We start from the raw sequence: 12,818 nt of genomic DNA, 5'->3' as shown, positions 1-12,818 counted from the left end.
CAGCCTGGTCGAGGGGCGCATCGACCTTCTCTGTGTCGGGGCGGATGGCCGGGTGCGGGTCATCGACTACAAGACCGATCAGAAGTCTCCCGACGAGCTGAAGGCGGCTTACGCCGCTCAGGCGCTTGCCTACGCCGAAGGCGTACGGAGGGCGCTGGCCGACGCTCGGACGGTGGAGGTATGGCTGTACGCGGTCCGCTTGGGCTTGCTCATCCCCGTGGGCTCCGGCGTTTCGCGGGGGTAGCCCGGTGTGCCGGCAACATCCCGCCACGACAGGCGCAGGGAAGATCTACCACGCATTCGAATAGCCTGGTAGAAAAGGCGAAGAAGGGGCGCGCCGATGCACCAGACCGCCCGGAAGGCCGCTCATCCCAACGCGCCCGGCCTTGTGGCCGACGCCCTGGTGCAGGCCACGCACCAGGAGGAGCGATGGCGGGACGCGGCGCTCTGGCTTTTGCTCCGCTGGATTCCGCCGTGGGTGACCCCCGACCACCTTTCGGCGCTGCGGCTCTTGCTGGCCGGCGGATCGGTGGTGCTGTGGGCGGCAGGAGTGCCGCTGCGGGTCGTCGTCTGGGTGATGGCCGGGGCAGCGGTCACCGACTTCATCGACGGACCGCTGGCAAGGCGGCGCGGAAGTATCAGCGCCTCGGGGGCACAGCTCGACCAGGTGTCCGACGCCGTGCTGGGAGCGGGGCTGGGCGTCATGGCCCTGGCGGAGGGGGTGCTGGACGAGTACCTGGTGGCGGCTATGGTGCTGCCGCAGCTCGTCTCCGTGCTCGCCAACCTCATTCGGCGGCACCCGATGGTGGAGCGGCCGACAACGTTCGGGCGGCTTCAGTTCGTGGCCGTTGTGCTCGGGTTCTGGCTGGCTCTGCTCGGGGTGACTTCGCGCAAGGATTCGCTGGTGGCGGCGGGCCGGGGCCTGCTGTACGCCGAGGTGGCCATTGCCTCAGGCCTGGCAGTACTGCGGGCGGGCGGAGCCTACCCCCGATAACCGGGCAGCGTAGTCAACGGGGAGGGGTTGCGTTGGAAAGCTCAGCCGAATCGAAGAAGGCGGGCGCCGCCGCCGGGCGGCACCTCAGCCCGGAGGCGGCGCTCGAGTTTTGCCGCAGCGCGTTCGTGCGCGCCGGCATGCCGGATCAGGACGCCGCCATCTGCTCGAGCGTCCTGGTGGAGACCAGCCTCCGAGGCGTCGACACGCATGGGATTGCGCTCTTGCCCATGTACGCCCGCAACCTGCGCAAAGGGGTGTACAACCCCCGGCCCGACATGCGCCTGACGGGCGGCGGGCCCGGGGCGGCGGTGCTCGACGCGGACAACGCCCTGGGCGTGCTCGCCGAATACCGGGCCATGGAGCACGCCATTTCGCTCGCCCGGGAGGCGGGCGTGGCGATGGTGGGGGTGCGCCGCTCGACGCACTTCGGCGCCGGGATCTATTACGCGATGATGGCCCTGGCGCACGACATGATCGGGCTGGCCGGCAGCAACGGCCCTGCCGTCATGGCGCCGTACGGCGGCACCCGCCGCGCCATGCACAACATGCCGCTGGCCGCCGCCATCCCCACTCTCGAAGAGCCGCCCATCGCGATGGACTTTGCGATGAGCGTGGTGGCGTTCCGGCGCATTACGGCCGCTGCCGAGGCCGGCGAGCCCATCCCCCTGGGATGGGCCGTCGACGAGGCGGGGCATCCGACCACCGATGCGGCGGCGGGCCGTTCCGGGGCGCTATTGCCGCTGGGCTACAAAGGGTACGCGCTGGGGATCCTCATCGACGTGCTGGCAGGGGTGCTCACGGGCGCAGGGTTCGGTGACAGCATTGCCTGGGAGTCCCAGGGGGCGCCCCAGAACACCGGTCACTTCGCCGCGGCCATCAACGTGGCCGCGTTCATGCCGGCCGAAGCGTTCAAGCGCCGGGCCGACGCTCTGGCGCGCCGCCTGCGGGCCGTTCCGCCGCAGGACCCTGCCGAGCCCGTCCGCGTTCCGGGCGAGCGCGGCGCCCGGGTGCGTGCCGAGCGCCTCCGGGAGGGAATTCCCGTCCCGGATGCCCTGCATGCGCGCCTGGCCAGCCTCGCCTCGGAGCTGGGCCTCGCCTTTCCGGAATGAAACGCAGCCACGCCAGGACGCCGCCGGCGCCACTCGGCGCGCGCGTCATTCCCATCCAGGGCCGGCCGCACCGGATTGAGGTGCGAGTGGCGCCCGTTCGCCGCAGCCGCCTGGTGCGCCTCAACGGCACCGTCTGGCTGCTGCTGGCGCAGAAGGAGCGCCGGCCGACGGCGGAACTCCTGGCAGCCTGGCTGCGAAACGAGGCGCGGCGCATCATCGAGGCCCGTGTCGCCCAACTCGCCGCCCTGCACGGCTTCCGGTACCGCAGCGTGTTCATCCGCGCGCAGCGCACCCGCTGGGGCAGCTGCTCCAGCCTTGGCAACCTGTCGTTCAACTACCGGCTCGTGCTGGTGCCGCCCGAGGTGCTCGACTACGTCATCCTGCACGAGCTCACGCACCTCGAGGTGCCCAACCACTCGCCCCGTTTCTGGGCGACCCTCGCCCGCCTCTGCCCCGACTACCTGGCTCGCCTCCGGTGGCTGCGGCGCCAGGAGCGCACGCTCATGGAATGGCTTCCGTTCTGAGTGGAACCTCTCCGGCATATAGGCCTGTAAGGTATTCGACAAAAGGTGAGGCCTATGGAGGCCGAAGAGCGGGTCCGCTTCCCCCTGGTGCGCCGGGCGCTTTGTTACGTCGGCCGTTCGGCCGCTGCCACCGCGGTGGGGGCGCTGGTGATGGGGGCCGTGGCGCTTTCCGCAACGCTGGCGGCGGGGCTGCACCGGCTGCCCCCTGGGCGATCGGCCGTCATCCGGGAAGTCTTTGCGCGTTCGGGGTCGCTGTTGAGCCCCTTGAGCCCCCCGTACCGCGTCCGGGTGGTCTCCAACGAAGGCCGGCGCACCCTCTGGTTCTGGACGCAACCCACCCCGTTTGGCCGGGTGGAGGAGGTGCTGGAGCGGGCCGAGCCCATCACGGTTGAGTTCTCGACGTTCCGCTGGCGGAAAGACGCGCTCACCGGTACCGCGGCGGACGCCCGGTGGAACCGGGAGCTGCAGGTCGCCGTGCGCCTGGAGCTGCGCGACATCGAGCGCTATGCCCGCCAGGACGACCTCCTCTCCGGAACGGCCCCTGCCGGTCCTCCGGCGAGCCGCCGGGATGTGCTGACGGAGCGACTGCGGGGCTCCTTCGAGAGGTTCCTCGACGCGCAGATCGAGCGCCTGACCGGCGACCTCCCTGCCCGCTTCCAGTTCATCGCCTCTGAACTCTCTTTCGCACCCGGCGAAGACGTCGCCGCCCGCCTGGTACGGTGGGAGGCGTATGCCCGCCGCCATCCGTGGCTGCTGCTCGTGCCTGAGGCCTTCGCCCGGATCCAGGGCGAGCGCCCGGACATGATTCAGAGGCTGGCGCTCCTGCTGCAGCTTTTCGCAGCGGGTCAGAAGGAAGAAGACCTCGGGCCGGAGGCCGGGCAGTTCGTCGAGGAACTGCGGGATTACTTCCGTGGCTATGCCGAAAGCCATCCGGAGCAGGTGGACGAGGAGACGTGGCGCTGGGTCATTCAAAACGGGCGGCCGGGCCTGAGCGGTCAGGCGCTGGCGGCAAGGTTTCTCGAGGCGCACGTGGAGACGGTTGAGAGGCAATTCCAGGCCAGCCTGGTCAGCCAGGGGTTTGAAGCGGCGTACGGGCTTGCGCCTGTGGAGGTGCGCATCTTCATCGGCGACCGCCTGGTGGAGGCAGGGCCGCCCTTGGCCCACGAGGGCCAGGCTCGCGGAAGCCAAGCGAGCAGCGCCGAGAGCCGGTAACGGGGCTACGGCATCCGCCAGGATGCGATCTTCGGCGGGCCGCCCGTGCAACCCGCCCCTGCCGGGTCCACCGGTGATGGAGTAGCCCGGCTCCTGCCCTCCGGTCCTGCGCGCATCTCGTCCGGGTAGGGCCCGTCTTCAGACCCAGTCCAGATCGGCCACCAGCGGCAGGTGGTCGGACGCCTCGCTCTCCACCGTCCAGGCAGAGTGCACGCGAAACTCCGGCGAGGCAAAGATGTAATCGATGCGCACGTCCGGGCGCCCGTCGCGGGAGTCGTACCGGAAGGTGGCAAGCTGTGTGCCGGTCAGGCTCTCGGCCACGGCTGCTGCGTCCTGCCACCTGGCCGTGATGGCGGTCACCTCGGGAGAGCCGGGGCGGTCGTTCCAGTCTCCCATGAGGATCACGGGCAGGCCGGCCTGCTCGAGGCGCTGTCGTACGGTCTGAACGTGGACGAGCCGCTCCTCGCGGCTCAGGCCCAGATGCGTGACCCCGACCACCATCTCCCGGCCGGACGCCTCGACCCGCGCCACAAGCAGGCAGCGGTTTTCCCGGGTACCGTGCCGGGGCAGCGTGACGACCTCGTGCCCGAAGACCGGGAAGCGGCTCAAGAGCGCGTTGCCAAACCCGCAGGGCCGCCCGGCCGGGAAGGGCCACCTCCGGGGGACGGCCGCTGCGAACGCCCAGCGCATGCCCAGCCCTTCGGCCAGCCGGGCGGCCTGCGCGGCAAAACCCGAGCGCAGCCCCCAGTGCTGGTCCACTTCCTGCAGGCCCACCAGGTCGGCATTCACCTCGCGGATGACGCGGCTCACCCGCCCGAGGTCCACCCGGCCGTCGAGCCCGCGGGCGTGGCGGATGTTGTAGGTCATGACCCGCATGGCCTGGCCGCTACCCCTTCGAGCCCGTGAACGCGATGCCCTCGACCATGTAGCGCTGGGCGAGGAGGAAGATGAGGAGCACCGGCGCGATGGCCATCAGCGACGCCGCGTTGATGAGGTTCTGGAAGCTGAAGTACTGCCCGGAGAACTCCGGGATGGCGATGGGCAGCGTCTTGAGGCGTTCAGAGTTGACCACGATCAGGGGCCAGATGTAGGCGTTCCAGTACCCGGTGAACGTGAACAGGCTGAGGGCGGCCATGGCCGGCTTGGCGTGAGGCAGCACGATTTGAACGAGGATGCGCGCTTCGCTGGCCCCGTCGATCCGGGCGGCATCCATCATTTCGTCAGGCAGCGTGCTCAAGAACTGGCGCATCATGAAGATGCCGAAAGCGCTGGACAGGTGCACCACGATGAGCCCCGCGTAGGAGTCCACCAGCCCCGCGCGGTGGGCCATCACATAGAGGGGCACGATGGTGGCCGGGTAGGGGATCATCATGGTGCTCAGGATGACCCAGAACAACACCGACCGCCCCGCGAACCGGTACTTGGCGAACCCGAAGCCCGCCATCGTGCAGGTCAGCACGGTGACGAGCGTGGTCGGGACCGATACGATGACGGAGTTGAGGTAGTACCGCCCGAACGGAACGGTCTTGAACACCTGCCGGAAGTTGTCGAGCGTGGGCTGCTCCGGGATGAACGTGGGCGGGTAGCGCATCACTTCCGGGAGCGGCTTGATGGAGGAGAGGATGAGCCACGCGAAGGGGACGAGCATGGTCAGCCCGCCGGCCGAGAGCAGCAAGTAGACAGTGGCAGACTTGAGATACCGCCTCATTCGTACGTCACGTCCCGCCCGAGGAATCGCCACTGCAGAAGCGAGATGATCATGATCACGGCGAAGAGCATGAAGCTCATGGCCGCCGCCGCCCCGAAGCGCATGTCACCGAAGGCCCGGTCGAAGATGTCGTAAACCACCACGCGGGTCGCATCCAGCGGCCCACCGCCCGTCAGAATGTTGATGAGGGGGAAGACCTGAAGCGAGCTGATGAAGCTCGTAATGAGCACGAAGAGCACCGCGGGCTTCAACAGCGGAAGGGTAATGGCCCTGAAGAGCTGCCACGTGTCCGCCCCGTCGATTCGGGCGGCCTCGTAGAACGTGCTCGGGATACCCTGCAGCGCCGCCAGGAACACCACCATTCGAAAGCCGATGCCGCCCCAGACGGCCACGATCATGACGGCCGTCATGGCCGTTCGCGTGTCGTTGAGCCAGTCCCGAGGGCCAAGCCCCACGGTGCGCACGGCCCACGTGAAGATGCCGTAGTACGGGTCGTAAATCCACCTCCAGATCACGGCCGCCACCGCCACCGGCGTGATGACGGGCAGGTAGTAGATGAGCCGGTAAAAGGTGCGCAGCCGCAGGCCGCTGTTGAGCAGCACCGCGACGAGAAGCCCCCCGACGAGTTCGGCCGGCACGACTCCGGCTGCGTAGACGAGGCTGTTGTACAGGGAGCGCCAGAACGACGGGTCGTGAAAGAGTGCGACGTAATTGCCGAGCCCGAGCCATATCTGGCGCCGACCGATGATGTTCCACCGGTGCAGGCTCATCCAGAACCCCATGACCATGGGGATGACCGTCACGATCAGGTAGAAGATGACCGCCGGCGCCACGAAGAGGTAGGGAGCCGATTGGCGCTGCACCCTGTAGAGGATCCGGGACGCCTCTTGCATCTCTCAAACGCTCCCAGATGGGGGTGCGGGGGCGGCCGCCGGCGTGCCGCCGCCCCGCGCCCCTGTTGCTCGTGGTTGCTACATCTGTTCCTTTTCTCGCTGCTCGAGCTCCGCCTTGATGGCCTCCCCCTGGAGCCACCGGAGGGCCGCGTCGGCCGTCTTGCCCTCGAGCAGCATCATCTGGTACGCCTTGTGCGGCAGTTCCTCGGTGATGGAGCGGCTGCGCCAGGGTGTGGCAACGGCCGACGTCAGGGAGTCCAGGCCTGCCCACAGCACCCGGTCGCTTCGCAGTTCGGGGTTGGCGAGCAGCTCCCGGTGGGCCGGGAGCTCCCCGGTCTCGACGGTCCACCGCCGCTGCGCATCCGCCGAGGTCAGGTAAACGACCCACCGCGTGGCGGCTTCCATTTCGGCCTTGCTCTTTGCGCGGGTGGAGACGACGTATGCCCAGCTCGTCAGAAGCGACGTCCGGCTCCCGCCGGGCGCAGCGGCCGGCACCTCACTCGTTTCGAACCGGAGATCGGGTACCGTGGCGCGGAAGCTGCCCACCATCGCGGGGTGCGCCCAGACCATGCCCAGCTTGCTCTGCCGGAACGCCGTCCAGCGCGACCCGAACTTGGGGTCCTCGACCCCGTAGCGGGCCACCAGGTCGACGGCAAACTGCATGCCCTTCCTGGCCTCGGGAGAGTCGAAGACCGGCTTGCCGGCAGCGCTGTCCCACGGCGACGCCCCCGCCTGCAGCATGAGCGTGTGCAGCACCGGGCCGTACCCGCCCGTGGCGATGCCCATCTGGGTGGTCTGTCCCTGAGCGTCCCGCCGGTGAATACGGGAGGCTGCCTGCACCGCTTCGTCCCACGTAGCCGGAGGCCGGTTGGGGTCGAGGCCCGCCTGCTTGAACAGTTCAGGGTTACGGAACAGCACGATGGTTTGAACGTCCGTGGGCAGCGCGTAGTACTGGCCATCCAGCTTGAAGTGAGCGATGGTGGCCGGCACGAACTGCGACTCGATGGCCTCGCCGCTGATCACGCTGGCGGCCAGCGGCTGCGCGACGCCTGCCGCGACGAACGCGGGCACCTCACCGGCAGGGATCTGGAACGTGTGGGGCCCCGAGCCGGCCGCCAGCGCGGGCAGCAACTTCTTGAAGTAATCGCCGTACGGGATGGATTCAACCTGGATGACGACGTTGGGGTTGGCCTTCATGAACTGCTGCGCGAACTGTTCGACCAGCGCCTTGCGCGCGGGCGAATGGTGCTGCCAGTGAACGAGCGTAACCTTCGCCGCAGCCGGCACAGCCAGTACGAACAGCCCGGCTGCGATGGCGAGTGCCCTACCGGCCAGAGCCGACACTCGCCGTGTCAAGCGCGCCTGCATGGCTCTTCACCCCTTCTTGGCGCGGGAGGGTTCCCGTCAGAACCCCCAGCAATCTCGAAACCGTCTTCCGAAAGACCGGGTCCTCGGCCATCACCTCCTCCGCGAAGAGAAACCCCGCCGCGTAGGCGGCTCGGCCGCGGGCCACCACCAGAGGGCGGTTGGCCGCGTACTGCGGACCGACCGGCATCCAGGTACCCAGCACCTGCGTATATGGAAACGGTTCCAAAACGAAGAACCCATGTGGCGGCACGGTGCGGCTGTTCTCCAGGGCAAGCTCGGCCCCGAGCGGGCAAAACTGCCACCCTGCGAGGCGAAAGCCCACCAGTTCCTGTACGGCGGGTAAAAGCCCCGCCTCGTCCAGCGCCAGAAGGCCGCCCCCTTCCGCGACGAACCGCCTGAGAGCCGCCTCCTGCCGGGCCGTCAGCTCGCGGGCGTAAGGCAGGACGAGCAGGCTCACGCCCGATGCGGCGGGAGAGGCCAGTGTCGAGAGTTCGGTGTCGTTGAGGCGGCGGGACACCATGCCGGCGTCCTGGACCAGGTCCTCGATGCGGGCGACCTCATCCGGGAGGTGGCGCCCCAGGAGGTCCAGCCACCGCTCGGCGGCTTCGCCGGCGTGGATGGCCACCACGGGCCTGCCGGAGGGGGGTGGCAGGGTAGTGCCCGCCAGCGCCTGCGCGTAAGCCTCGAGGTGTACCGCCCTGACCCGGGACAGGCCCGCCGGCGAGTGCCGCCGCGGCAACCGCAGCGTGACCTGATAGGGCAGGTGGTCCGAGGCCATCGTGCGCCACACGAGGGTCGGGCCGGCCGGGTCAGGCAGAAGCCCGGGTGTGGTGAGGACGTAGTCGATGCGGCGGCTCGGGTCGAAGGCGTCGTACGTATAGCCGCCCCGGCGATAATCCCGCTCGAAGAATCCCGCCCGGGAAAGCCACCAGGGTGCCGAAAGCAGCCGGTAAAGCGGCCAGCTGTCCATGAACCGCCCGGAAAGGCTCGCCAGTTCCAGGCTGTCCATGGGCACAAAGTTGAGATCTCCCAGGAGGACCGCGGGGCCGCCGGTTCCGCCGAAGTCCTTCTCGAACGCCAGCCGCTCGATGGCGCGGGCCTGCTCCACGCCGTTGCCCTCCGAGGGCGTGGAGAAGTGAGTGACCAGGACGTTGAGGGGCGTGCCGTTGACGTCCAAGGTGGCCCAGATCGCGTTGCGCGGTTCTGAGCCGGACTTGCCGGGCAACGGGACGGTGGTCTGTGTGAGGATGGGAAAGCGCGAGAGGAGCGCGTTTCCGAAGCCGCTCCCGGCGGTCCCCAGGGTGGGTGCAAAAACGTGCTCGTAGCCCAGAGCACGCGCCAGCAGGTCAGCTACCCGGTCACCGTGCACCCGCGCCGACCCGTGCTCCACCTCGTTGAGGGCGATGATGTCGGCGCCTGACTCTTTCAGAAGGTTCTGGAGACGTTCCAGGTCGTAGCGCAGATCCGAGCCGATGCCGCCATGGATGTTGAAGGTCATGACGGTGATGGCGGTAGACTCGTCCCGCCAGGAGTCCACCAGCTGTGCCAGCGTTCGTCCCACGTCGGCGAGGTGCAGGGCGCCGGAGAAGTACTCGGCCCCCGCTCCCTTTGCGAGCAGCGGCACGGGCGCGCCGGTGTGGCCGCCGGCCCGGGTGAAGCGCCACTCCCCGGTAGGGGCCGCCTTGAGGCCGCCCGTCTCGTGGTCGGCCGTTACGACCAGGAGTGCCTCGGGGTGTTCCGCGAGGTAGCGAAGGGCCACGTCGACCGCGGCGTCGAAGGCAGATAGCTCCGCCGGCAGGGCGTCGACCCGGCCTTCATGGCCCAGATGGTCGATGCGGCCCGCTTCCACGATCAGCACGAACGGGGCGTCGTCCCGGCTCAGGACGCGCAGTGCAGCGTCGGTCATTTCGGCGAGCGAGGGCTCGTGGGTCGGGCGCTCGGCCTCGTAAGCCATGGAACTGTCCGAGAAGAGGCCCAGCAGGCGCTGCCCGGGCGGTAGCGGTCCGCCCATGAGCTTCAGCAGTTCGTCCCGCCGGCGCACCACCGCGTAGCCCATGGCGGTGGCCCTGTCGAGAGGCGCCACCTCGCCCCGGCGCGGCCACAGTGACGGGGTCCAGTGATAACCGCCTCCGCCCAGGATCACGTCTACCCCCAGGTCGAGGTATTGCCCGGCTACGGTGCGGTGGTTGCGGCGGTCCTCGGCATGGGCGGCAAAGGCCGCCGGGGTGGCGTCCGTGACCGCCACCGTGGTAACGAGGCCGAGGCGCAGACCGGCCCTCCGGGCGCGCTCGAAGAGGGAGGGCCACGGGTGCCCGCCCGGACTCACGGACAGCCTGCCGTTGACGGTGCGTTCCCCGGTGGAGAGCGCCGTGGCCGCAGCCGCCGAGTCGGTGATGCCCGACAACGAGGCGGTGCGCAGGGAGGCCAGCATGTGCAGTTCGTTGAGATGGGCAGGGCCTCGGCTTCTCAGCAGGTCCAGGTGCGCGTGGCCCATCCCGTCGCCGATCATCAGGATGATCTGCAGGGGAGTCGAGGTGCCAGCGGGGGCCGCCGCCACGCCGGATGCGGTGGCGGCAAGTCCGGTGGTCATGGCCGTGACCATGGCCACGACGACGGCAACCGGCCCCAGCCAGGCGGCCAGCGTCGCGCTCCCGGCCCCACGGGTGTGACGGTTCAACATGCGGCTTGCCCTCCACGTGCTTCAACCGGGTGACGGGCAGGTTGAAGGCGCGGCGGGACGTAAAGCAGCTCCTTCGGAACGCCGAGCTCGCGGATCAGCTCGTAGGCCCATGTCACGTCGCCGACGCGGTCGGGGGCGTGGGCGTCCGATCCCACGGAGAGGTACGCGCCCGCTCGTACCAGGCGCCGCACGAAGTCGGGGCGCGGCGTCTGGGTGGCGACGTGAAGCTCGACGGCGACCCCGGCGGCTTTGGCGGCGCCAGCGACGGCCTCTTGAAAAGCCTCGTCGAAGAAGCGGCGCGCGACCTCCCGCTCGAGCGCTCGCCGTTCTGCAAACGTGGTGTTCTCACCGACGCCGACGGGGAGCGGGAGGTACCCCTCCACGTGGCCCAGGATGGTGGTGTGGGGCATCTGGATGGCCCGAATGATCCCCTCCTTGTAGCGTTCCCATCGCTCTGCTGCCCACAGCGCCTCGGGAGCACCCGGGATCGAGTGGACGCTTCGGATCAGCACGTCGAGCCGCCTGGCGAGTGCAGCCGGTATTTCGGTGTGGGCCTCCACCTCGGCCCCGGCAAGGAGCACGGGGTAGCCCGGCAGGGGATGCCTGCGGGCCACCCGCACCAGGGCGAGAAGCCGCGACTCGCTGATCGCGGGCCTTCGCCCGTCCATGAAATGGTCCGTTACCGCGACAGCCGAAAGGCCCCGGGCTGCGGCAGCCTGCAGGACGTCCCGGACCGACCCCTGGCCGTCCGAAGCGGCGGTATGCGTGTGGAGATCCATGAGCAGGAACCCGGCAGACTGACCGCCGCCGACGGCCGCGGGACTAGCCACGCCCGACGCCCTCCCGCTCGGCGCAGTGGAACGTGGCCAGCAGCAGTGCGTTGATGAGCGCCTCCTGGGACGGACGGAAGGTGATCGGCTGCTGGTCGGGGAGCCGGGTCGGCTCGTCGGCCGTCACCAGTGTCACGTCCGCAAGGCGGGTCAGGGGGCTCCTCGCCGCATCGGTGGCGGCGATGACGGAAGGGCGGGCGTGCGAGCGCACGTGCTCTACAGGATCCAGGACGCTCTTCGTCTTTCCGGAATGGGAGAAGACCACCAGCACGTCCCCTGGACCAAGGCGCGGGGCCAGACCCATGAGCACCTGAGGCTCGATAGCCGACCGGCAGTTGAAGCCGGCGATGCTGAACTTGAAGTCGGCCGCGTTGGCGAGCAGGCCCGAAGCGCCCACGCCGAACCAGACGATGAGCCGGGCGCGCGCCAGCAAGCACGCCGCGTGCTCGACTGCGCCCGGGTCCAGCGACTCCAGGCTCCAGGCCAGGTACGCTCGAGCCTTCTGCAGGGTATCCCGGCAGGCCAGCCAGGCCGGGCTACCCGGCTCCTGGCCGGCCTGCGCGGCTTCTGGCGGGGCAGCGGGACTGCGCAGCGCTTCGTCCGGGCCATACAGGCGCAGGATGGCGACCTTCAGCTCCTTGAAGCCCCGGTAGCCCACGTCGCGGCTGAACCTCACCACCGTGGCCGGACTGACGCCGGCGGCGGCTGCCACCGACTCGATGGTCAGCGACTCGGGCGGGATCAACCGGTCGAGGAGCACGTGGCCCACCCGCTGAAGTGCTGGCGGCAGTTCAGGCAGGCGCCCCCGCCACTGCTGCGCCCAGGGCGGCGGCGCAACCTCGCCCGTCGCGCTGACGCGGCGGTCGGGGCTCACTCGAGGGGCCCTCCCGGGTGGGTTCGAAGAGAGTAGCAAAATGTTTCTTTCGCGAAGCAAAAGCACAAAAGTTTTCTGCCTCCGCCGGCGCGTTCGACAAAAAGAGCCAAATTCCTCTTTGGCAGGAAAAGAACCGGCGCGCTTGCCTGCACGCCTCGAGCCGCGGCGCCCACGCGCCTTTGAGCGGCAGGCTTCTGCGGACTGAGGTATAATCGGGCTGCCGGTAGCTGTCACCGTTGCCGGCACTCAAGGGTGAACGGTAGGGGCGGCGCCGCAGAATGAAGCGAGACGGCGAGTTCCTTCGCCTTGATCCCAGGATAGAGACGTCCGGTCTCTGGCCGGACTTCCACGCCCACTTCGTTACAGCGCTGAGCGATTGGCTGCGTCGGGGCCTCGGGCCTTCTTACGTGGCGCTGGTGGAAGAGAGGGTTTATGTGGCGTGGGAGGGCACGCCCGTCTCATCCAGCTTATACCGGCCTGATATCTCGGTGGCCGCGGTCTCCCCACGTTCCAGTGAGCCTTCGGCTGCCGCTGGCGGTACGGCCGTGGCCACCAGGCCCATCATCGTGCCCGTCGCGGTGCGTGACGAAGTCCGAGAACGCTTTGTCTCCATCCGAACGGCGCAG

Annotated in this window: 13 protein-coding genes; 6 read left to right on the top strand and 7 right to left on the bottom strand. The window is 69.0% G+C overall.

The window, feature by feature from the left end:
* From AB1609_05745 to AB1609_05725, 5 genes are all read left to right on the top strand, one after another.
* Nucleotides 1–244: PD-(D/E)XK nuclease family protein (locus AB1609_05745; protein MEW6045971.1), on the top strand; the 244-nt coding region annotated here is incomplete at its 5' end.
* A gap of 96 nt (nt 245–340) precedes the next feature.
* A complete protein-coding gene (locus tag AB1609_05740) occupies nt 341–994 on the top strand; it encodes a CDP-alcohol phosphatidyltransferase family protein (protein MEW6045970.1) in 654 nt (217 codons plus the stop codon).
* A gap of 32 nt (nt 995–1,026) precedes the next feature.
* Complete coding sequence (locus AB1609_05735; protein MEW6045969.1) at nt 1,027–2,103, top strand: Ldh family oxidoreductase; 1,077 nt, start codon at nt 1,027–1,029, stop codon at nt 2,101–2,103.
* The gene (locus AB1609_05730; GenBank protein ID MEW6045968.1) at nt 2,100–2,627 is read left to right on the top strand and encodes a M48 family metallopeptidase; all 528 of its coding nucleotides are present in this window, start codon (nt 2,100–2,102) and stop codon (nt 2,625–2,627) included. The genes AB1609_05735 and AB1609_05730 overlap by 4 nt, the downstream gene beginning before the upstream one ends.
* Nucleotides 2,628–2,681: 54 nt before the next feature.
* Nucleotides 2,682–3,839, top strand: coding sequence for a hypothetical protein (locus AB1609_05725; protein MEW6045967.1), 1,158 nt, complete (start codon nt 2,682–2,684; stop codon nt 3,837–3,839).
* Between the two features lie 138 nt (nt 3,840–3,977).
* Here AB1609_05725 and AB1609_05720 read toward each other — a convergent pair whose 3' ends face one another.
* The 7 genes from AB1609_05720 to AB1609_05690 all read right to left on the bottom strand — a co-directional run bounded on the left by AB1609_05720 (nt 3,978) and on the right by AB1609_05690 (nt 12,192).
* The gene (locus AB1609_05720) at nt 3,978–4,715 is read right to left on the bottom strand and encodes an endonuclease/exonuclease/phosphatase family protein (GenBank protein MEW6045966.1); all 738 of its coding nucleotides are present in this window, start codon (nt 4,713–4,715) and stop codon (nt 3,978–3,980) included.
* Nucleotides 4,716–4,725: 10 nt separating this feature from the next.
* Nucleotides 4,726–5,547: a carbohydrate ABC transporter permease gene (locus AB1609_05715; protein MEW6045965.1), complete on the bottom strand. Its 822-nt coding sequence runs from the start codon at nt 5,545–5,547 to the stop codon at nt 4,726–4,728.
* Entirely contained in the window at nt 5,544–6,440 is an 897-nt protein-coding gene (locus AB1609_05710; GenBank protein ID MEW6045964.1) for a sugar ABC transporter permease, read from the bottom strand. Before AB1609_05710 ends, AB1609_05715 begins: the two co-directional genes overlap by 4 nt.
* A gap of 78 nt (nt 6,441–6,518) precedes the next feature.
* Complete coding sequence (locus AB1609_05705; GenBank protein MEW6045963.1) at nt 6,519–7,808, bottom strand: extracellular solute-binding protein; 1,290 nt, start codon at nt 7,806–7,808, stop codon at nt 6,519–6,521.
* On the bottom strand, nt 7,765–10,488 hold the full coding sequence (locus AB1609_05700) for an alkaline phosphatase (protein ID MEW6045962.1): 2,724 nt from the start codon (nt 10,486–10,488) through the stop codon (nt 7,765–7,767). Before AB1609_05700 ends, AB1609_05705 begins: the two co-directional genes overlap by 44 nt.
* A complete protein-coding gene (locus AB1609_05695; GenBank protein ID MEW6045961.1) occupies nt 10,482–11,318 on the bottom strand; it encodes a PHP domain-containing protein in 837 nt (278 codons plus the stop codon). The genes AB1609_05700 and AB1609_05695 overlap by 7 nt, the downstream gene beginning before the upstream one ends.
* Nucleotides 11,311–12,192 (bottom strand): MurR/RpiR family transcriptional regulator, encoded by an 882-nt coding sequence (locus AB1609_05690; protein MEW6045960.1) that lies wholly within the window; start codon nt 12,190–12,192, stop codon nt 11,311–11,313. Before AB1609_05690 ends, AB1609_05695 begins: the two co-directional genes overlap by 8 nt.
* 278 nt (nt 12,193–12,470) lie before the next feature.
* On the opposite strand from AB1609_05690, the gene AB1609_05685 reads away from it, so the two are divergent.
* Nucleotides 12,471–12,818 (top strand): DUF4058 family protein (locus AB1609_05685; GenBank protein MEW6045959.1); only part of this gene is annotated, 348 nt, incomplete at its 3' end.

It is taken from the genome of Bacillota bacterium (genome assembly GCA_040754675.1).
Taxonomy (GTDB): Bacteria; Bacillota; Limnochordia; order Limnochordales; family Geochordaceae; genus Geochorda.
Note: the sequence above shows the minus strand (reverse complement) of the source record. Positions and strands in the feature narration are given on the sequence as shown.